Raw genomic sequence first — 19,383 nt, 5'->3', positions numbered from 1 at the left:
CTATTTTCGTGCAGGCAATACCGTATCATCTTTAGGCGGGTTGCGCCCAATGAAGGGATGCTGCTCCAGGTCTACCACCTGCCCGCTGATGGGGCCGCTTTCGTCCGCCAGCCAGTACACGGCGGCGGCCGCTATTTCTTCCGGCTGCAGCAGGCGGCCGGCGGGCGCATATACCGTGGGCACCTGCCGGTGCCAGTCATCCGCCAGGCCCTGCGAGCGTTTGATGTCTACTTCTTTTTCCGTGAGCACCCAGCCCGGGTTGATCTGGTTCACGCGCACGCCCTGCTCCCGGTGCAGCGTATCGCCCAGGTTGCGGCTGAGCGTCATGAGCGCGCCTTTGGACACGCTGTAGGCAAACAGGTTGGGCTCACCGCTCCAGGCATTCACAGAGCCGATGTTGAGCACGCAGCCGCGCGCCGCGCTGAGGTGCGGGAGGGCGGCCTGTATAAGCGCAAAGGGAGCCAGCAGGTTCACTTCCAGTATATCACGAAAAAAGGGCAAGGTGGTAGACCGGAGGTTGGAAGATGCTATCATGGCGGCATTGTTTACCACGCCATGCAAGGAGCCGAAGCGTTCAACGGCCAGGTTGACGAGGCGCTGCGGGGCGCCGTTGGCGGTGATGTCTTCAATGTGCAATACTGCTTTGTCTTCTCCCAGCATCTGCACAATATCCGCTCCCTTGTCTGCATCCAGCCCGTGTATGACCACCCGCGCCCCTTCTGCCGCGCAGCGGATGGCAATGGCTTTGCCAATGCCGGTGCAACTGCCGGTAACGATGATCACTTTATCTTTCAGCCGCATAGTTATGCCGGTTTAATGATACTTTTTACTACTTCCCCGCGGTGCATTTTCTCAAACGCATCGTGCCATTGCGCCAGGGGCCATATACCGCCTATGATGGGCTTTACGTCCAGCCGGCCGCTGGCCAGCAACGCAATCACCCGCTCCCACACGGGCCAGTTGTGGCTGAAGCTGCCCTGCAGGGTTACGTTCTTCTGCACCAGCTGGTCCAGCGAAAAGCCCAGCGGCTGCGGGCCCCAGCCTACTTTGAGAATGTGCCCGTTGGGCCGTACCAGCTCCATGGCTACCTGGAGGGTGGCGCTGGCGCCAGCGGCGTCTATCACACAATCGGCGCCCAGCCCGTCTTGCGCACGGGCCCAGTCTCGCGCGCTGCCAACAATAGCTTCGCAACCGTATTGCTCCGCAATGCTGAGCCTGCCGCGGTCTCCTTCCAGCCCTACCACAGCTACGTCTGCACCGCAGAGGTGCGCCACCGCGGCGCAGAGAATGCCAATGGTGCCGGGGCCCAGTACTACCACCCGGTCTCCGGGGCGCAGGCGCGCATTGTTCACTACGGCGTTATAGGCTACGCAGCAAGGTTCCGTGAGGCAGGCATGCTCAAAAGGAAGATGCTCCGGTATGCGGTGCAGGCAGCGGGCGGGGGTAGACACGTACCGCGTCATGGCCCCGTTTACGCCATACCCGAAACCTTTGCGCGTGGGGTCAAGATTGTAGAGGCCTATTTTAGACATGGGGTTGGCAGGGTCTATGATAGCAGCGGTTTCACTCACCACCCTGTCTCCCACCTGCCAGCCGGTAACGGCGGCGCCCAGCTCTGCAATGCGGCCTGCAAACTCGTGGCCCAGCACTACGGGGTAATTGACCGGCCAGCTATGGCCATTGGTCCATTGATGGAGGTCACTGCCGCATACGCCTACGTACGCTACTTCCAGCAGTACGTCGTCAGGGCCTGTTTCCGGTTTGGGTATCTCACGTATTTCCACCGCTCCTTTTTCCGGAGCGTAGTTGACTACAGCGGCTGATTTCATGTGCTAATGATTTAAGGATGCATGCCCTACAGCTACGTCGCCATAGGCATGAATTTTATCGCATATCAGTTTCAGGGATGCTTCCAGGTTGCCGTCTGCCGTTTTAAAAGCATCGGCGTCTATAGTCAGGGGGGCGCCCAGTACTACCAGCGGCGCGCCGTACTCCGGGCAGCGGATGGCCTGCTCCAGCGAAAGGCCGCCCACGGCCTGTACCGGCACCTTCACCGCGGCCACCACCTGGCGCAGCTGGTCTAAGGGGCTGGGCATGCGCTGGCCTCGCGCCGCAATGCCACGCCGCTCGTCATACCCGATGTGGTGGATCACATAATCGCACCCCAGCGCTTCCAGCTGGCGGGCGCCTTCCACCATATCCGGACAGCCCAGGTTGTCTCCCATCACCTTTACACCAAAGTCCCGCCCGGCTTTTACGGCACAGTGAATGGTTTCTTCATGGGCCCTGGCCATCACCACTACGTGTGTGGCGCCGGCTTTGGCCATCATCTCCACTTCCAGGTAACCGCCGTCCATGGTTTTGAGGTCTGCTACAATGGGCACGCCGGGAAAGGCTTCGCGCAGCTTCCTCACGCCATGCAGGCCCTCCGCCAGGATGAGCGGCGTACCGGCTTCCAGCCAGTCTACACCCGCGCGCATGGCCAGCGCGGCGGTTTCGAGGGCTTCGTCAATGTTGGTGAGATCGAGCGATATCTGTACAATCGGTTTCATGTACTTGTTTTTAATCCGGCAGCTGCCGCACTTTTATATCCTTGTAGTATACCTTGCTTTTCGGATCGTGGCCCTGCAGGGCAAACGTGCCGCGGTCAATCACCCGGCCAACGTGGCCTTCCGGGGCGGCTACATTGTCCGGCTCGGTGTATTCCAGCACCGTTTTCCCGTTCACCTTCAGCGTAACCCGCTTGCCTTCTACGCGGATGTACTGGGTGTACCATACGTCGTCCGCGGCATGCACCTCCCTGATGTCTTTGATATCGTAGAGGCTGGAAGTTCTTTTCCAGTCTGTGTGCGAGTTGTTCACCTGCACTTCAAAGCCTTTTTCCGGCCAGCCTTTTTCCTGGTAGGCGGTGTGGAAATAAATACCGGAGTTGGAGCCGGGCGTTGTTTTTACTTTGGCCTCAAACTCGAAGTTTTTGAAGTTATGCTGCGCCGCATCGCCCACATAAAAAAGGTGCGCGCGCGGGCCGTGCACTACAATGGTACCGTTCTCCACGGAAAAGGTACCGGCGTTCTCGCCTACTTTCCAGCCCTTGAGGGATTTGCCGTCAAAGAGGGATACCCAGCCGTTTTGCGGAGGGGCGTTTTCCACGCTGTTATACGCCCACGGAACGGCGCTATTTCGCTCAATACCCAGCTGAGAAGCGGCAGCAAATGTACCCGCCGGCTGGGCGGTATCCGGCGCTGCATAAAGGCCTATCGCCATTAATCCAAGCCATACTGAAGGTTTCATAACAGATAGTTTTTCGGTTAAAAAAAAGGATCATCCCAGGCTGCCCCAACCCTGCCGGTATTCCCGTTTCACGAACTGGTTGGCGGCATCGTAATTGGTAACGCGCATGTTCTCATTGTCCCAGAGCAGCTTGGTGTTGCTGCCCGGATAGTCATTACCCCGGCCGCTTTTGCGCGGCACGGGAATATCCGCCACCCTGATGGCCAGGTTGGCCATCAACACTGCTTCCGTGAGCGGGCCGGCCAGGCTGAAGGGAGAGCTGAGCTCCATGTTGCCGTAACCGGCAATGGCGCCTTCCACCCATTGCGCATAATGCCCGTCCGCACTGCCCGGCACGCGGGCCAGCGTTTGTTTCACCTTCACTTCCTGCATGCGCGAGAGCGGCAGCAGCCGCGGGTTGGCCGCATATTCACTGGCCATCATCTTGCCTTTGCTGCCAATGAACAGGATGCCGCTGTTGCCGTCTCCGAACAGCTCATCGGGCCCCAGCTCTTCCGGCCTTTCGGGTTTGATGCCGCCGTCCATCCAGTGCATCGTTACCTTGCCTTTTGTTTTGTCTGTTTTGGGGAAGGTGAGCGTGGCATGGCTGGCCGGTGGACAACTGTCCGGGAAAAAGCCGCGCTGCCCGAAGGCGGTGAACACGCTGCTTACGCTGGCCTGCACATCCAGCGCATATTTCAGGTTGAGCACGCGGAAGGGGGCTTCTATGAGGTGGCAGCCCAGGTCTCCCAGGGCGCCGGTACCATAGTCCCACCAGCCGCGCCAGCTGCCGGGTATGAGGTTGTCTACGTAATCTTTTTGCGGCGCCGTGCCCAGCCAGAGGTCCCAGTCCAGCTCCTTCGGCACCGGCGGTTTTTCTTTGGGCCAGGGAATGCCCTGCGGCCAGATGGGGCGGTTGGTCCAGATGTAAACGGTATGCACATCACCGATCACGCCGGCGTCGTACCATTCGCGCAATTGCCGCACGCCGTCTCCCGAAGCGCCCTGGTTGCCCATTTGCGTTACTACTTTATAACGGTCTGCCGCTTTGGTGAGCATGCGGGCTTCGTAAATATCGTGGGTGAGAGGTTTCTGTACATACACGTGTTTGCCCAGCTGCATGGCGCCCATGGCAATAACCGCGTGGTTATGGTCTGGTGTGGAAACAGACACGGCATCGAAGCTTTTTGACTCCTTGTCAAACAGCTCCCGCCAGTCTTTGTAAAACTTCGCTTTGGGGAAGCGCTCGCGGGAGGCGGCCGTCATACGGTCATCCACATCACAGAGGAAACCGATGTCTGCCTTGCCGCTCTGGAAGAAGCTGCTGAGGTCTGAGCGCCCTTTTCCCCCTACGCCTACGCCGGCAATCACCAGCCGGTCACTGGGGGCCAGGTAGCCTTTGCCGCCTAGTACGTGTCGGGGCACAATGGTAAACGCCGCGGCCGCCATGGCCGTTGTTTTGATAAAGTTGCGACGGGAATCCGAATGCATGTGCTTTGGTTTTTGGTGAGTGGTATGTAACGTGGCTGCGGCCATTATACAGGGTTTTACCGGCCGCCTCATGTAACAAATATCCTAATTATGCCGGCTGGGATGTTATACGATATTTTCCTGTTTGTAGCGGATGTTATCTTAAAAGCGACGGCGGGTACATGGGGCAAAAAAAGGGCCGGGTCCTGCGGGCAAACGGGTGCAGATTGCGGGGGATATTTGATGGGCGTATGGTTGCAAGAGAACCGGCCGTTAAGCTGCGGCCCCTGTGATGGTAGCACAGGGGCCGCAGGGCCGGTCTTTCCAAATAATATATACCGTCAGATGGCAGGGTCTGCCGGCGTATTCACGTTATTGTCCCTTTCTATCAAGGGGTAGGGATAGAAGTTGCGGTTCCGCTCCTCACCTGGCTGGTTGGGGCCGGGGCGGCCAAAGCGGCGGCTGTCTTCCAGCTCCTGCCCGCTGATGAACATCTCCAGCCTCCTTTGTTTGTAGATGTCCGTCAGCAGCGCCGGCATGGTCATGGCCCCGCTGTAGGGCGGTTGAGACGCACCGATGCCGAACACGTCCGTTGTTTTGGTACGCACCGCGTCCAGCGCCGTTTTGGCCTGTACAAACTGCGACTGCCGGGCGTAGTTCTCGGCCATGATGAGGCTCATTTCTCCCGGCAGGTATACCGGGTATATGGCCGTGGTATTGAGCGCAAAGGCTTTCAGCGGGTAAGTGGTGGGCCCGGTTTGGCTGATGTAGAAACCCACCCGCGGATCTGAAGCCGCAGGCACCGGCGCCAGCCCGTTGCGCAGGCCCAGGGTAGAGTCAATAGCGCCAAACACGTTGACGGTGGCGTTCCATTCTCCCAGCGGGTTGGTAGTGGCGGTGGAGAAAGTGAACGTTGACGGAATGGTTTGGCTGGCCGCGGCCGCGGCGGCAATGGCTTTGTTGCCCACAGCGGCATCGTAGGTGCCGGTGATCATGCTCTGGATGTTGTAGTACCTTGCCAGCAGCGCCTTCACGGTGTTTTTCATGTCGATGGAAGGCACACGCGTTGTTGTGCCGGGCGGAACAGTACCAGGTATCCGGCTGATGAACTTGGCGCTGGGATTGGTGGTGGCCAGGTCTGCATCCGCGCTTTCCAGCACGGAGATAACGCGTTGCAGCGCTTCCGCGCGCGGGCTGAACGCCGCATTGTTTTCCGTGGCCAGCGGTATGTGCTCATAAAACTGTACCAGCGTGCCTATATTCAGTGCGTAAAAGATGCTGGCGTAGGCTTTCAGCCCTACCCTGTCTCCCGCCTCCGTGGCTACGTCCAGGTTGTTCAGCACCGTTTCCGCTTCCGTGCGGCCCAGCAGGCATTGCGTCCACATCTGCGTTACCACAGAGTTATTGAGGGTAATGGCGCCTTTGCCCGTTTCCAGCTCCTTCTCCGTAGTGTTCCCGATGTTGAGGGTATACAATGCGTACACACCATACGCACCGCCCACGGGCGCGCAATACAGGGGGCTTTGCCTGCCAATGGTAAAGCGGCGCTGCAGGCCGGCGCAAAGGTTCATCAACGCGTCCGGGCTGGTGGTAACACTGGGTACCGATGCCGAACTGGGGTTGATGTATTCTTTATTGCAGGAAACAACGGGAAATACCGTTCCCAGCAAAAGCAATAAAGCGATCTGTTGTATATGGATCATTTTCATGGCTGTTCGTGTTTGGGTTTAGAAACTGGCTCTTAAAGACAACTGGTAAGTGCGCGGAATGGGCACGTTGCCGAAATCTATGCCGCGCAGCACGGAGCTGTTGCCGCCTGCGTTGGTTTCCGGGTCGTAGCCGTCATAATCGTCCCAGCTGATGAGGTTGCGGCCTACCAGGGAAACGGAGAGCGATTTGATGAAGCTGGCAAAGGAAGGCAACTCATAAGACAAGGCTACTTCCCGGAGCTTCACAAATGATCCGCTCTCCACCCTCCATTCTTCAGTATTGTAAATGGCAAAGATGTACCCGCGGGGCAGCTCGCCTTTTATTTCCCTTTCGGAATAATCTCCGATGCCTACGCCCTGGCGTGTTCTCCTGTCCGCATTAAATATCTCCTGTCCCAGCGCTCCGTCAAGCAGGAAGCTGAGACTGAGTTTTTTGTAAGACAGGCTGCTGTTAAAGCTCAATAGCCAGTCAGGGTGAGGGCTGCCCAGCACTCTGCGCAACAGCACTTTTGTAGTGGGATCTATGGCGGCAATGGGCCTTCCTTCAGCATCCAGCGCCATGCCTCCCTTGCCGTCCCGCTCAAAATAATTTCCGTAGAATACGCCCAGCGGTTCACCAGCCAGTATTACAGACAATGAACCTGCAGCATTGGGCAAGGTAATAGGCGTTACCTGGCTGGAAGCCGTTACCAGGTTCTTGTTCCTGGCCAGTGAGCCACCCACTGTCCATGTAAAGTTTTTATTAGAAACCGGCGTTGCATTGATGCCCAGTTCCCAGCCTTTGTTGGTAAGATCTCCTACGTTCTCCGTACGCCTGCTGCCACCTGAAGACGGGGCCAGCACGCGGTCTACCAGCAGGGAGGCGTCTACTATCTTTTTGTTATAGATCGTAAAAATGACACCCAGCCTGTTATTCAGGAAAGAGAGGTCTGTTCCGAATTCCATTTCGCTTGACCTTTCCGGCTCTACCAGCTCGTTTCCCAACAGCGGGTTGATGTTATAGGTGGCCACGCCGTTGAGACTGAGCGGAAGATAAGTGGAGAACCGGTCGTAAGAGCCGATGCCCGAAAGGTTGCCGGCCAGCCCCCAGGATGCGCGGAGACGGGCGGAGGTGAACCAGTTGCCCATATCGCTCCAGAACCCCATGTCACTGATGCTCCAAGAACCGCTCAGTTTGGGGTAGAAGTAAGTGCGGGTGTCTTTCGGGAAAGATGTGCTGCCGTCTATACGGGCCGCAGCGGTAATAAAGGCTATGTTCTTGTAGCCGAAGGTTTCCTGCAGGAAACCGCCGAATATCTGCCGCTGATCATATGTATAACGCGGGTCAAGCCGGGTGGCTGCGCCGTTGATGGTGGTGATGCCGTTCAGCAGGTCACGCCCTTCATTAAAGAGGCCTGTGATCTTCTGGTACTGGTGGTTAAACCCGGCGGTAGTGAGAGAAGAAAAATCTCCCATCCGCGCGTTGTAGGAAATATTGACATCATTATTGATCAGGTAGGAATTTACCATGGCGCTTGACACATACCCTATTCCTTCCTGCGCCGCAATGTATGGGTACCGTTCAATCAGGTTGTTCCCTTCCTGGCTGTAATTGTCTACGCCCAGTACATAATCAATGCTCAAGCCCTCCACCGGCCTGATCTTTACCTGCAAGTCACTGATGGTGCGGCTTACAGCCTGTGTAAGATGCATGTCCTCTATCACGCTCAGGGGGTTCACGCGGGTAGGCTCTACGTTTTTGAGGTTTCCGGCCACGTCCCTTTCTTCAATGTTGTAAATATTGTTGGTGATGTTCACGGAATTGATGGGGCCCCAGAAAACATTGCCGTTCGGCTTCTCGTTGGCAAAACTGTTGGTATACGCTACGCCGCCTACCAGGGTAATGTATTTGCCAATGGTTTGCTCCACCCTGGTTTTGAAGTTATAGCGCCTGAAATCCGTATTCCGGATAATACCTTCATTTTTATAGTAGCCGCCGGAGAAATAATACTTTGTCTTTTCCGTGCCGCCGCTAACAGATACATAATTATCAGTACCCAGCCCGGTATGAAATATCTGGTCTTGATAATCATAACGGGTTACGTCTACCAGGCCGGTAGAGAGCCTTCTCACCTGCCCGTCCGGCCGCGTATATACCACATTGGGAGCCGGCCCGTCACTGATATTGCCCAGGCGCAGCGTGGCGGAGCCAAACTGTTTTCCGTAGGTGGAAATATACACTCGCTTGCGGAGCTCGTTCACGATGATGCTGGTGCCGAAATCAACTTTCGGCGCACCCGTTCTCCCGGATTTGGTGGTGATCAGCACCACGCCGTTACTGGCCCTGGAGCCATAGATGGCTGATGCGGAAGCGCCCGGTATTACGTCTATCTTTTCAATATCGTTCGGGTTGATGTCTGCCATACGGTTAGTGCCCACTTCGGCGCTGGACTCGTTTCGCTGGCCGGGGTCTGTGGTTACGTTAAGGTTGGTAACGTTAGTAGTGGCGTTGCTGATCACTACGCCGTCTATCACGTATAGCGGCTCGGAAGACCCTTTAATAGTACTGGTGCCCCGCATACGGATGGAAATGCCACCAGCCGGGTCTCCCGAAGTTTGTGTGATCTGCGCGCCCGGCACCTTGCCCTGCAGCGCCGCGCCGAGGTTGCCTGAGCCGGTGTTGGTCAGCTGTTTGGCGTTCACGGAGTTGACCGTATTGCCCAGCTGTTTCCTGGATTGCCGGAGGGTGGAACCGATCACCACCACTTCATCCATATTCAGCACGTCTTCCTGCATCACCGCATCTGCCGTAACCGGGCTGCTGCCGATGGTGATGCTTTGCGGCGCCGACTTGAAGCCGATACCGGAAAAATCAAGCATGTAGCTGCCGGGCTTTGCATTGGTGGTAAAATTGTACCGCCCTTCTACATCTGTGGTGGCGCCGGTGCTGGTACCGCGCAATTGCACCGTAATGCCGGGCAGCCCCTGGCCCGCGGGGGAGGTAACTCTTCCGCTGATGCGGACCTGCGCCGTAACCAGGCAGGCCAGCAGCTGGAACAAGATGATAAGCGGAAGCGCTTGCCATCTTCTGTGCAGGAGTCTAAGTGGACTTCTCATAATGATCTCAATTTTGGCGTTAGAAAAAGGAAGTAAGAAAGACTTGTTCACCGTATTGAATACAGGAGATGCATTCAGCCGGGCTGCTGCCCGGAGACGTCATTGTCAGCGATCATGATAATAGCCTGTCAGTGTACCTCCATACCTGCATCGCGGTAGGGGGCCAATAATTCATCAAGCGGGTCCAGTTCCGTAATCAGGATGTCGATGTCTGTTGCGTTGCAAACCTTCAGCCGTTGGGCCGTGTTGATCTTTTCCGATATAGCCAGCGAAACAACTTTTGATGCGGATTCTACCATGGCCTTTTTCACCTGCACTACATCAAGGTCGTTATCTGTAAGGCCTGCATGAATGTCTATGGCGTTGGTGCCCAGGAAACAGAGGTCTGCCTTCACCTGCCTGATCTGCGCAATAGCGCCGCCTCCTACCGTAATGCGCGAGCTTTTGGACAGCCTGTCACCTATCAGTATCACCTCAATATGCGGGTGCTGCAGGTATTCAAATGCTGCGGGCAGGCTGCCGGTAAAAAAAGTGGCGCGCAGCTGCGGCGGCAGCGCACGGGCCATTTCCAGGATGGTGGTGCCGCCGGTGGTGAACACGAACATGCCGTCCTGTATCAGCCCGATGGCTTTCTGCGCAATACGTTTCTTCTCAGGCAGGGAATAAATGTCTGTAATGTTGAAGGAGTTGTGGAAAGAGCGGGAAAGCGCGCCGCCATGCACTTTGATGATCCTCCCCGCGTCTGCCAGCTCATTGAGGTCTCGCCGGATGGTGTCTTCAGACACGTTCAACCGCTCTACAAGATGCGTGGTGAGCACCTTGTTGTGGAGGTTGACCTCATGAAGAATAACGTTCTGTCTTTCTTCTTTGAGCATATAGCGGGGTTGTTGAATTGTTAGCCATATGAAGGTAAACAAAATACCCACTTCCCGCACAAAAATGCATGATTTTTTCTGGAACATGCATATTTCGGCAAGGGAAGTGCGTGTTTCAGGCATGTAAATCTTTCCCCTTTATACAGCGGTATAGCTTATTTTTGGGTGAATAAAAGACCATCAATTATGCATTTGTCTCAGCAATTTCTGTCTACTATCTGTTTAGGCGGCGCGCTGGTGCTGGCCTCCTGCGGCCAGGGCAGCAGCGGCAATCATTCCAAAACGCCTGCTGACAGTGCTGCAACGCCGGCAGACAGCTCTGCCGCGCCTGTGGAAACCAAGGCCGCCAACACTGACTACAAACCCGCATTCCCCGGCCAGACAAGGATTGGCGGTGTAACCACCACCACCCCCTATCAAAGCCAGGTGCTCAGCAGTGACCTGCAATCTCCCTGGGGCATCACACAATTGCCGGACGGCCGCTTCCTCATCACGGAAAAGAAAGGCACCATGCGCATTGCCACACTAGAGGGAAAAGTAAGCGAGCCCATTACCGGTCTTCCGGCCGTTAACTCAGGCGGCCAGGGCGGTTTGCTGGGCCTCCGTGTTGACCCTGACTTTGCCAGCAACAGGATGGTATACTGGGTATTTTCCGAAAAGCTGCCCGATGGCAACCTGACGGCGGTAGCAAAAGGCAAACTGTCTGCAGATGAAAAGAAAATAGAAGGCGCCACCGTGATCTACCGCGCTACACCGGCTTATGACGGTACGCTCCACTACGGCGGCCGCATCCTGTTTGACAAGGAAGGCAACCTGGTCATCAGCACCGGAGAACGTTCAGATCTGGCCACCCGCCCGCAGGCGCAAGACCTGCAATCCGGCCTGGGCAAAATCATACGCATCACCAAAGACGGCAAACCCGCAGCCGGCAATCCCTTTGCCAACAGGCAGGATGCACGGCCCGAGCTGTATTCTTACGGCCACCGCAACGTACAGGGCCTGGCCTTCCACCCCGTTACAGGCGATCTGTGGGAAACCGAATTCGGCCCCCGCGGCGGTGATGAGCTGAACCGCATTGAGCCGGGCAAAAACTACGGATGGCCCACCATTACCTACGGCCTGGAATACAGCGGCAAAAAGATAGGTGACAGCATACAGCAGAAAGCAGGGCTTGAGCAACCGGTGTACTACTGGGACCCCGTGCTCTCCCCCAGCGGTATCACCTTCTATGCCGGCAACGCTATTCCTGAATGGCAGAACAACCTGTTCATTGCAGGCCTGAGCAGCCAGCACATTGCCCGCATCGTGATCAAAGACAACAAGGTTGTGGGTGAAGAAAGGCTGCTGGCAGATGAAAAGCAGCGTTTCCGTGACGTAACGGAAGGAAAAGACGGCGCCCTGTATGCCGTTACTGACGGCGGGCGGCTGTATAAGATATCGAAGAAGTAAGCACTCGGCTGTACATAAGAAAGGGGCTGCATAAAAAGTAAATGGTTACTTTTTATGCAGCCCCTCTGCTTTATTGTGGGGTTACCCGCTGTTATTGCTGGTTACCTGCCGGTGGTTGCGTATTGCCTGCGGGCGCTGCTGGAGTTACAGGATCTTCCGCATCGGGCGCTTTTTCTATCAGCTCCATGAACTGGTCAAGCTTGGGCGTGATGATGATCTGCGTACGCCTGTTGCGGCTTTTGCCTGCATCGTCAGCATTGGAAGCAATCGGGTTGTACTCGCCCCGGCCGCCCGCTGTGAGCCTTTTAGGATCTACACCATAATCGTTCTGCAAAGACTGCACCACGGAAGAGGCGCGCAGGGCGCTCAAATCCCAGTTGTTGCGGATGTTGGTCTTGGAAATGGGCACATTGTCCGTATTACCTTCAATCAGCACGTCATAGTCTTTGTAATCTTTGATGATCTTGGCAATCTTGGCCAGCGTGGCCCCGGCGGTGCTTGATATCTCGTAGCTGCCGGATTTGTACAGCATCTTGTCTGACAGCGAAATGTACACTACGCCCTTCAGCACCTGCACGTCAACATCCTGCATCTCTTCCCGGCTGAGGGAACGGGTGAGGTTGTTGGTGAGCACAAGGTTCAGGGAGTCGCTGGTGTTCTTGGTGTTCACCAGGTGCTGTATGTATTTGTTGGAAGCGTTGATCTCGTCTACCAGTTTGGAAATGTTCACATTACCCTGGCTTGTGGAGTTCAGACATTTGTCTAACGCGGCCTGCAGCGCCACCAGGTTGTTACGCTGCGCAGCTATTTGTTCTTCCAGGCTTTGCACCCGTGTGGTGGCGCCTGAAAGCTCACGCTGAGAGGCTTGGTATTTACCGTCCAATGCCCTGTTCTGGTTCTGTAATTCGTTATAACTGCTCTGTAACTGGCTAAACTTCTTGTTGCTCACACAACCCTCTCCTAAAATGGCTACCACCGCTAATGATGATAATAAAACCGGTACTCTCATGTGTTTGTTATTTAATATGAAGAATTATTACCTCAAGTGGATAACAAACGGGTGTCTGCAAAGGTTGTGCCAGTAAATGGATGCCATTGTGCCACAATCACTTGCAAACGGCTTTAGTACGTTTGCCGCTGGCTTTCTTTTTGCTGCTCCTGTTGTATAAAATCCTATATAATGAGTGACGATAAAAAATTAACCGGCAAGCAGGATGACATCCGTGTAGACGCAAAGGACCCCTCCGAGGTTGAATACCTGCATCAGCAATTTCCCTGGAAAACGCATGAAAAGATCAGGGAAGCTATTAAAACCAAAGGGCCTTTCCGGCAAGATATTGAGGCCTTTCTGAGCAAAGGGAAAGCATAATTACCTATTTTTACGGCCGCTTTGCAAAACCCATTGCTTTCGTTTCATGCCATCTACAAGCGCGCCGCGTGGCAAGCTGATACTGGCGGGTATCATCTTCGCATTTTTATGGGCCTCTGCCTCCGCCGGCACCAAAGTGGGCCTGAGCGCCGTGCAGCCGTTTGTGCTGTTTGTACCGCGCTTTTTCATGGCGGCCACTATTATGCTTTTCATTTCCCACGTGCTGCTGAAGAAACGCCTGCCGAAGGGCAAAGAATGGCGGCAGGTGGCCATATACGGCCTGTTCAACATCTCGCTGTACCTGGGCATTTACGTAGTGGGCATGACGGAGGTATCTGCCGGGCTGGGCGCCCTGGCCGCCGCCACCAATCCCGTATTCATCAGTCTGCTCAGCACCATATGGCTGCGCAGGCCGCTGCGGCCGGTTACTGTAGTGAGTCTGCTCCTGTGCCTGGCCGGCATTGGCGTGGCGGCATGGCCGCTGATGGCAGACAGCTACGCCACTCCCTGGGGGCTCAGCATGGTACTGCTGAGCATGGTAGCCTATTCTATCGGGTCTATTTATTTCTCCGGCCGCGTGTGGACAGACCTGCACATCTTCACCATCAACGGCTGGCAAACGCTCTTCGGCGGCATTTTCCTGTTGCCGCTTATGGCCGCCTGGTACCAGCCCGGCCTGAACCATTTTAATCTTACCTGGCTGCTGGCCACGCTGTGGCTGGTAATACCGGTATCCATCATTGCCGTGCTGCTGTGGCTGTACCTGCTGAAAGACAATCCCGTGAACGCATCGTTCTGGCTGTTCCTCTGCCCTATTTTCGGTTTCGGCATTTCCGCCGCGCTCATGGGCGAGCCGCTCAGCCTGTACACCCTGGCCAGCGTAGTGCTGGTGGTGGCCGGTCTCTACCTGGTGCAACGGGCACGGAAAAAATCATAACTTCAAGGCTACAAGCGGACACCATGAAGAAAGCAGCGCCACAAAATACCAGCCGGCCGGAAGAAATTGTGCAGCAATACCTGCAGTTCCTTGACGGGCATCTTGATGACCTGGTGCAGGGAAAAGCCACGCAAATGCTGCAGCTCCGGCAAATTGCCGCAGCCCTCTATATTTCGCACTATCACCTGACGGATACCGTCAAGCAGCTGCTGGGGCATCACCCCTGCCACTTTTATGATCAGAAGATCATTCTCAAGGCCAAGGAGATGCTGGCGGAAACCAGCCTGCCCGTTTCAGAAATTGCGCTCACATTAACCTATGACCCTTCCAACTTCAGCAAGTTCTTCAAAAAGCTCACCGGCCAGACACCGGGAGATTACAGGAAAGCACAATTAAAAGGCTGACCGGCGGAAATTCCCAAAAGTTCACCATAAGGTATCCGGCCGCTTTGGTGAGATTTGCCATACTGTTCATCAAAAAAGAATCAATATGGCAAGAAACGATCTCAAAGGGAAAGTTGTGTTAATTGCAGGCGGCGCCAAGAACCTGGGCGGCCTGTTGAGCAAAAAACTCGCCGCCAAAGGAGCGAAAGTGGCCATCCACTATAACAGCGCCGGTACAAAATCTGATGCGGACCATACGCTGGCAGCCATTCAGGAGGCCGGCGGCGAAGCCTTCACATTCCAGGCGGACCTGACGCAGGTAAGCAATATCACGAAGCTGTTTGACGAAACCATCAAAAAATTCGGCGGCATAGACATTGCCATCAACACTGCAGGCAAGGTGCTGAAGAAACCCTTTGTGGAAACAACGGAAGCCGAGTATGACAGCATGGCTGACATCAACTCCAAGCTGGCTTATTTCTTTATACAGGAAGCCGGTAAAAAGCTGAATGACAATGGCAAGGTTTGCACCATTGTAACCTCGCTGCTGGCGGCTTTTACGGGGTATTATTCTACCTACGAGGGATTGAAAGCGCCGGTTGAGCACTTCACGCGCGCGGCGGCCAAGGAGTTTGGCGAAAGGGGAATTTCAGTCACCGCGGTAGCTCCCGGCCCTATGGACACGCCCTTCTTCTACGGGCAGGAGTCTGAAGATGCGGTAGCCTATCACAAATCTGCTTCCGCATTGGGCGGCTTGACGGATATCAAAGACATTGCCCCGCTGGTGGAGTTCCTGATTTCAGACGGCTGGTGGATCACGGGGCAAACCATTTTTGCGAACGGAGGGTATACCACGCGGTAACCATGCAAACATGTACACGCAACCAAGCGCTCATTTCACCGTGAGCGCTTGTTGCATTTCTGGCAGCGCCAGCTTAACTGCTTACGCGGTCTGGCCTGGTTGTTTCAAATTCATTTCCCTCTTTGGTGTTGGGCCGCCCTTTACCGGTGGTGATGAGGTCATACATGCTGCTGGTGATGTAGTTCGTCCATGCATTATGGCAGATCTCGTAACATTCATGTGACGGCACCAGCCCCTGGTGCGTAAAACGGAGGCGGGTCTTGTCTCCTTCCTTTGATATCTCAAAAGTGGGCCGGGTGTCTTTCCATTCGGCCTGGTCTTCCGTGAAACTGAAGTAGTTATCCAGCACATGCCATACTACTTTCTTACCGGGTATCACCTCCACCAGCTTCATGGTACAACGGTGAACGTCCCTGTAATGATAATAAAACTCGTCATTGAGCTTTGCGGTGCCGCCTTCAATTTCTTCTGACCACCAGGCACGGGGGTTTGTAACAGCGGCAAAAACTTCTTCCGGGGTTTGGCTGACCAGCAGCGTGGCAGTGAAACTTTGATTTTCCATGATTGACCGTTTAGTGTGTGAGATACAAAGCTACCGTCTAGATATGGCTTGGAAGGGTGGCAAAATGGACTTTATAGCGGGGTGATCTGGACATGGCAAATGCCTACCTTTGCCAAAACACCGTGCATGAAACACATTACCATCATAGTGCCTGACGGGCAGAGCAACCTCAGTACCATTGCCAGCATTGTGGGCACCTACGAGATATTTACCCGGGCCAACGGGCATTGGGTGGAAACCGGCAGGGAAAAGCCGTTCAGGATAGAGCTGGCCGGTGTTTCAGAAAAAGCGGAAGTATACGACGGCCTGTTTTCCGTAAAGCCGCAAATACATATTTCGGCCATCCGGCAAACGCATCTCATCATCATCCCTTCCCTGGTGCGTGATTACCGGGAGGCGCTGAACGGCAACCAGGAATTGATCAGCTGGATAGAACAGCAGTATATTGGCGGCGCTGAAATAGCCAGCATGTGCACCGGCGCTTTCATGCTGGCTGCGGCGGGCCTGCTTGACGGGCGGAGCTGCTCCACCCACTGGTCTGCCGGAGACGCATTCAGGGCCTTGTTCCCGAAAGTGAACCTGCAAACGGACAAACTCATCACAGATGAAAACGGCATCTATACCAACGGCGGGGCGTACTCTTTCCTTCACCTGGTGATCTACCTGGTAGAAAAGTACTATGACCGGCAAACGGCCATTTATTGCGCCAAGATATTCCAGATCGAAATGGACCGGCAAAGCCAGTCTGCCTTCACCATATTCAGGGGCCAGAAACAGCATGGAGACGAGATGGTGATAGAAGCCCAAGCCTATATTGAAAACAGGCTGCATGAAAAAATATCCGTAGAAGAACTGTCTTCCAGGTTTGCCGTGGGGCGGCGCAACTTTGACCGGCGCTTCATCAAAGCCACGGGCAACACGCCGGTAGAATACGCCCAGCGGGTCAAGATAGAGTCTGCCAAAAAAGCGTTCGAGACTACGCGGAAAACCATCAATGAAGTGATGTATGACGTGGGATATTCGGACATAAAAGCTTTCCGGGAAGTGTTCAAAAAGATCACAGGCATATCGCCGGTAGCGTACCGGAACAAATACAACAAGGAGGCGCTGGTGTAGCTTTACTTTTTGAATTTCCCCGCCTTGTCTTTCACCGCCCATGTTTCCATGGCATCAATCACCGCCTGCAGCCCCTGCCCTGCCTTGCTCAGCCGGTAGGTTACAAAAGGCGGCACCACGGGCTTAGACTCCCGCACTACCAGGTTATCTTCTTCCAGCTGCTTCAGGTGCTGAATCAGCACTTTCTCCGTAATGGCGGGTATGGCCCGCTTCAGTTCACTATACCTTTTGGGGCCGCCGGCCAGGTGGTAAATGATGATAGGCTTCCAGTAGCCGCCTATTTTCTCCATTACGTAGGTGACCGGGCAAAGGTCCAGCGCATACTGCTTGTTTTCCTGTATAACAGATGATTGTTTGATAGCTGTCATGATACATACTTCAGGGTAAGTACTTGTCAAAAAGTAAGTACAAAGATACCTTTGTTCCCGGAATTAAAAAACAATTATCATGAAAATCATAGTTACAGGTTCTTTAGGGAACACCGCCAAACCGTTAACCACCACATTGATAGCCGCCGGCCACCAGGTAACTGTTATCAGCAGCAGTGCAGACAGGCAGAAAGACATTGAGGCCCTGGGCGCCGCCGCCGCCATTGGCTCCCTGGGCAATGCTGCTTTTCTCACCAGCACCTTCACCGGTGCGGATGCCGTATATGCCATGACGCCTCCGGGCATGGGTGGCTCCAACATTGTAGCCAACAACACCAAAGCCGGTGAAGCGCTGGCCACGGCCATACAGCAGGCGCGCGTACCGCGGGTAGTAGTGCTGAGCAGCGTAGGCGCAGACCTGCCAGGCGGCAACGGCCCTATTGCAGCGCTGTACAACATAGAACAGTTCTATAACAAGATACAGGCCACGGCCTTCACGTACCTGCGCGCCGGGTATTTCTACCTGAACTTTTATGCAGACATCCCCCTGATCAAAAGCCAGGGTTTTATGGGCGCCAACTACCCTGCCGCTACGCGGGTACCGCTGGTGCACCCGCGGGATATTGCGGCCATAGCGGCGGAAGAGCTGCAAAAACCTTCCGGTGAAAAAATCCGCTACGTAGTGAGTGATGTGCGGACGGCGGCAGATCTGGCCAAAGTACTGGGCCAGGCAGCCGGCAAAACAGACATGCCCTGGGTGGAGTTTACAGACGAACAATCCCTGCAAGGCATGACACAGGCAGGGTTGCCGGAAGAAATAGCGGGACTGTACACAGAGATGGGCGCAGGTTTCCGCAGCGGCAAGCTGCAGGCTGATTTTGAAAAGCAGGGCGCTCCTGCAAGCGGCAAGGTGAAGCTGGAAGATTTTGCGAAGGAGTTTGCGGAGAAGGTGTAAAACGATGAAATAAGCAAAGCCTGCAAAGCCGGATGCAAAAACGGTTTGCAGGCTTTTTTGCAATAGCGCAGCCGGGTTAAGCCACAAGTGCATAATATTTTTACCGGAAAAATGAAGATATGCCCTATATTTGAACCATCGTTTCACATTTCGACCCTTGAGAAGTCTTATGTTTACCCGGTTGCCCAGTAACCTATAAAAAACCAATACTAAACTTCGGCAGAGTAATGTATCTCCCGTCCGTATCAGTCTTCCAGGATGTCTTTAGCTGAAATTCATTTAAGCAGAACAATCGCTTTTCAAAAAAGATATTGTTTACTCCTTAATCATATAGTCTATGGAAGCTTACCTTGCACTTATCTGCATTTTCGGCGGCGATTTCGCTATCAGGGGCTGGGCCTTCTGCCAGGGGCAGCTGCTCTCTATTGCCCAGAACTCCGCATTATTTTCATTGCTGGGCACTACCTACGGCGGCGACGGGCGGAACACTTTTGCCTTGCCTGACCTCCGGGGCCGGGCGCCCATCGGCATTGGCCAGGGTCCGGGCCTTTCCAATTATGTACTGGGGCAGATGGGTGGAACAGAATCTGCCACGCTGCTTACTATCAACATGCCGGCACACAACCACGTTGCGGATGCAAGCGGGCTCAGCATGATACCTTCTGCCAGTACAGCCGATGGTATTACCAACATTCCCGCCGCAGACATGGTGCCTGCACAGGTACCCACTATAGGCAGCGGGCCTACCGCCATTACTGTAAAGGCTTATGCCAAGCAAGACGGCAGCAGCACGCTGGCCCCCGGTAAAATCAGCGGCAATGTGGCTATAGGCATAGCCGGCGGCAACCAGCCTTTCAGCATTCAGAACCCTTACCTGGCCATGAATTACCTGATTGCAACGCAGGGTATTTTCCCTTCCAGGAGCTAGGAGCACATCACTTTATCAACCACGTCAACAAGAT

At 54.8% G+C, this 19,383-nt stretch carries 19 protein-coding genes; 8 read left to right on the top strand and 11 right to left on the bottom strand.

What is annotated here, in order from left to right; translation table 11 throughout:
* The 8 genes from ABDW36_RS22030 to ABDW36_RS21995 form a co-directional block, all read right to left on the bottom strand.
* Positions 1-801 (bottom strand): SDR family oxidoreductase, encoded by an 801-nt coding sequence (locus tag ABDW36_RS22030; RefSeq protein WP_343704090.1) that lies wholly within the window; start codon positions 799-801, stop codon positions 1-3.
* A gap of 2 nt (positions 802-803) precedes the next feature.
* Entirely contained in the window at positions 804-1,829 is a 1,026-nt protein-coding gene (locus tag ABDW36_RS22025; protein ID WP_343704089.1) for a zinc-binding dehydrogenase, read from the bottom strand.
* A gap of 3 nt (positions 1,830-1,832) precedes the next feature.
* Positions 1,833-2,552 (bottom strand): orotidine 5'-phosphate decarboxylase / HUMPS family protein, encoded by a 720-nt coding sequence (locus ABDW36_RS22020; RefSeq protein WP_343704088.1) that lies wholly within the window; start codon positions 2,550-2,552, stop codon positions 1,833-1,835.
* 10 nt (positions 2,553-2,562) lie between these two features.
* Positions 2,563-3,291, bottom strand: a complete 729-nt coding sequence (locus ABDW36_RS22015) for a DUF1080 domain-containing protein (RefSeq protein WP_343704087.1) — start codon at positions 3,289-3,291, stop codon at positions 2,563-2,565.
* 30 nt (positions 3,292-3,321) lie between these two features.
* Positions 3,322-4,761 carry a Gfo/Idh/MocA family oxidoreductase gene (locus ABDW36_RS22010; protein WP_343704086.1) on the bottom strand — a complete coding sequence of 480 codons (1,440 nt, stop codon included), beginning with the start codon at positions 4,759-4,761 and terminating at the stop codon, positions 3,322-3,324.
* 320 nt (positions 4,762-5,081) lie between these two features.
* Positions 5,082-6,449, bottom strand: coding sequence for a hypothetical protein (locus ABDW36_RS22005; RefSeq protein ID WP_343704085.1), 1,368 nt, complete (start codon positions 6,447-6,449; stop codon positions 5,082-5,084).
* 18 nt (positions 6,450-6,467) lie between these two features.
* Positions 6,468-9,545, bottom strand: coding sequence for a SusC/RagA family TonB-linked outer membrane protein (locus tag ABDW36_RS22000; protein ID WP_343704084.1), 3,078 nt, complete (start codon positions 9,543-9,545; stop codon positions 6,468-6,470).
* Positions 9,546-9,673: 128 nt separating this feature from the next.
* A complete protein-coding gene (locus tag ABDW36_RS21995; RefSeq protein ID WP_343704083.1) occupies positions 9,674-10,420 on the bottom strand; it encodes a DeoR/GlpR family DNA-binding transcription regulator in 747 nt (248 codons plus the stop codon).
* A gap of 192 nt (positions 10,421-10,612) precedes the next feature.
* Between ABDW36_RS21995 and ABDW36_RS21990 the strand changes: the two genes are divergently transcribed.
* On the top strand, positions 10,613-11,869 hold the full coding sequence (locus ABDW36_RS21990; RefSeq protein ID WP_343704082.1) for a PQQ-dependent sugar dehydrogenase: 1,257 nt from the start codon (positions 10,613-10,615) through the stop codon (positions 11,867-11,869).
* 91 nt (positions 11,870-11,960) lie between these two features.
* Here ABDW36_RS21990 and ABDW36_RS21985 read toward each other — a convergent pair whose 3' ends face one another.
* Positions 11,961-12,878 (bottom strand): OmpA family protein, encoded by a 918-nt coding sequence (locus ABDW36_RS21985; protein WP_343704081.1) that lies wholly within the window; start codon positions 12,876-12,878, stop codon positions 11,961-11,963.
* Between the two features lie 171 nt (positions 12,879-13,049).
* Here ABDW36_RS21985 and ABDW36_RS21980 point away from each other — a divergent pair, with 171 nt between their 5' ends.
* From ABDW36_RS21980 to ABDW36_RS21965, 4 genes are all read left to right on the top strand, one after another.
* Complete coding sequence (locus tag ABDW36_RS21980) at positions 13,050-13,238, top strand: DUF3606 domain-containing protein (RefSeq protein WP_343704080.1); 189 nt, start codon at positions 13,050-13,052, stop codon at positions 13,236-13,238.
* Positions 13,239-13,284: 46 nt separating this feature from the next.
* A complete protein-coding gene (locus tag ABDW36_RS21975; RefSeq protein WP_343704079.1) occupies positions 13,285-14,175 on the top strand; it encodes a DMT family transporter in 891 nt (296 codons plus the stop codon).
* 23 nt (positions 14,176-14,198) lie between these two features.
* The gene (locus ABDW36_RS21970) at positions 14,199-14,579 is read left to right on the top strand and encodes an AraC family transcriptional regulator (protein ID WP_343704078.1); all 381 of its coding nucleotides are present in this window, start codon (positions 14,199-14,201) and stop codon (positions 14,577-14,579) included.
* Between the two features lie 85 nt (positions 14,580-14,664).
* Positions 14,665-15,420 carry an SDR family oxidoreductase gene (locus tag ABDW36_RS21965; protein WP_343704077.1) on the top strand — a complete coding sequence of 252 codons (756 nt, stop codon included), beginning with the start codon at positions 14,665-14,667 and terminating at the stop codon, positions 15,418-15,420.
* Between the two features lie 73 nt (positions 15,421-15,493).
* Here the strand turns inward: ABDW36_RS21965 and ABDW36_RS21960 are convergent, their stop codons facing one another.
* Positions 15,494-15,982 (bottom strand): SRPBCC domain-containing protein, encoded by a 489-nt coding sequence (locus ABDW36_RS21960; RefSeq protein WP_343704076.1) that lies wholly within the window; start codon positions 15,980-15,982, stop codon positions 15,494-15,496.
* A 126-nt stretch (positions 15,983-16,108) separates the two neighbouring features.
* On the opposite strand from ABDW36_RS21960, the gene ABDW36_RS21955 reads away from it, so the two are divergent.
* Positions 16,109-17,098: a helix-turn-helix domain-containing protein gene (locus ABDW36_RS21955; protein WP_343704075.1), complete on the top strand. Its 990-nt coding sequence runs from the start codon at positions 16,109-16,111 to the stop codon at positions 17,096-17,098.
* 2 nt (positions 17,099-17,100) lie between these two features.
* Here ABDW36_RS21955 and ABDW36_RS21950 read toward each other — a convergent pair whose 3' ends face one another.
* Positions 17,101-17,466, bottom strand: coding sequence for a helix-turn-helix domain-containing protein (locus ABDW36_RS21950; protein WP_343704074.1), 366 nt, complete (start codon positions 17,464-17,466; stop codon positions 17,101-17,103).
* Between the two features lie 79 nt (positions 17,467-17,545).
* Here ABDW36_RS21950 and ABDW36_RS21945 point away from each other — a divergent pair, with 79 nt between their 5' ends.
* Together ABDW36_RS21945 and ABDW36_RS21940 are read left to right on the top strand one after the other, a co-directional pair.
* Positions 17,546-18,421, top strand: coding sequence for an NAD(P)H-binding protein (locus tag ABDW36_RS21945; protein WP_343704073.1), 876 nt, complete (start codon positions 17,546-17,548; stop codon positions 18,419-18,421).
* 337 nt (positions 18,422-18,758) lie between these two features.
* Positions 18,759-19,349, top strand: coding sequence for a tail fiber protein (locus ABDW36_RS21940; RefSeq protein ID WP_343704072.1), 591 nt, complete (start codon positions 18,759-18,761; stop codon positions 19,347-19,349).
* Positions 19,350-19,383 lie beyond the last annotated feature (34 nt).

The organism is Chitinophaga sp. (assembly GCF_039596455.1).
In the GTDB taxonomy this organism is placed as follows: domain Bacteria; phylum Bacteroidota; class Bacteroidia; order Chitinophagales; family Chitinophagaceae; genus Chitinophaga.
The sequence above is the reverse complement of the archived record's forward strand: the minus strand, read 5'-3'. Positions and strand labels throughout refer to the sequence as shown.

What these genes read in the sequence shown, in the direction of transcription:
- ABDW36_RS21960 (WP_343704076.1), bottom strand. Translation starts at nt 15,982, where the DNA reads ATGGAAAATCAAAGTTTCACTGCCACGCTGCTGGTCAGCCAAACCCCG.
- ABDW36_RS21940 (WP_343704072.1), top strand. Translation starts at nt 18,759, where the DNA reads ATGGAAGCTTACCTTGCACTTATCTGCATTTTCGGCGGCGATTTCGCT.
- ABDW36_RS21970 (WP_343704078.1), top strand. Translation starts at nt 14,199, where the DNA reads ATGAAGAAAGCAGCGCCACAAAATACCAGCCGGCCGGAAGAAATTGTG.
- ABDW36_RS21975 (WP_343704079.1), top strand. Translation starts at nt 13,285, where the DNA reads ATGCCATCTACAAGCGCGCCGCGTGGCAAGCTGATACTGGCGGGTATC.
- ABDW36_RS21945 (WP_343704073.1), top strand. Translation starts at nt 17,546, where the DNA reads ATGAAAATCATAGTTACAGGTTCTTTAGGGAACACCGCCAAACCGTTA.
- ABDW36_RS22010 (WP_343704086.1), bottom strand. Translation starts at nt 4,761, where the DNA reads ATGCATTCGGATTCCCGTCGCAACTTTATCAAAACAACGGCCATGGCG.
- ABDW36_RS21965 (WP_343704077.1), top strand. Translation starts at nt 14,665, where the DNA reads ATGGCAAGAAACGATCTCAAAGGGAAAGTTGTGTTAATTGCAGGCGGC.
- ABDW36_RS21950 (WP_343704074.1), bottom strand. Translation starts at nt 17,466, where the DNA reads ATGACAGCTATCAAACAATCATCTGTTATACAGGAAAACAAGCAGTAT.
- ABDW36_RS22025 (WP_343704089.1), bottom strand. Translation starts at nt 1,829, where the DNA reads ATGAAATCAGCCGCTGTAGTCAACTACGCTCCGGAAAAAGGAGCGGTG.
- ABDW36_RS21955 (WP_343704075.1), top strand. Translation starts at nt 16,109, where the DNA reads ATGAAACACATTACCATCATAGTGCCTGACGGGCAGAGCAACCTCAGT.
- ABDW36_RS21980 (WP_343704080.1), top strand. Translation starts at nt 13,050, where the DNA reads ATGAGTGACGATAAAAAATTAACCGGCAAGCAGGATGACATCCGTGTA.
- ABDW36_RS22005 (WP_343704085.1), bottom strand. Translation starts at nt 6,449, where the DNA reads ATGAAAATGATCCATATACAACAGATCGCTTTATTGCTTTTGCTGGGA.
- ABDW36_RS22030 (WP_343704090.1), bottom strand. Translation starts at nt 801, where the DNA reads ATGCGGCTGAAAGATAAAGTGATCATCGTTACCGGCAGTTGCACCGGC.
- ABDW36_RS21985 (WP_343704081.1), bottom strand. Translation starts at nt 12,878, where the DNA reads ATGAGAGTACCGGTTTTATTATCATCATTAGCGGTGGTAGCCATTTTA.
- ABDW36_RS22020 (WP_343704088.1), bottom strand. Translation starts at nt 2,552, where the DNA reads ATGAAACCGATTGTACAGATATCGCTCGATCTCACCAACATTGACGAA.
- ABDW36_RS22015 (WP_343704087.1), bottom strand. Translation starts at nt 3,291, where the DNA reads ATGAAACCTTCAGTATGGCTTGGATTAATGGCGATAGGCCTTTATGCA.
- ABDW36_RS22000 (WP_343704084.1), bottom strand. Translation starts at nt 9,545, where the DNA reads ATGAGAAGTCCACTTAGACTCCTGCACAGAAGATGGCAAGCGCTTCCG.
- ABDW36_RS21995 (WP_343704083.1), bottom strand. Translation starts at nt 10,420, where the DNA reads ATGCTCAAAGAAGAAAGACAGAACGTTATTCTTCATGAGGTCAACCTC.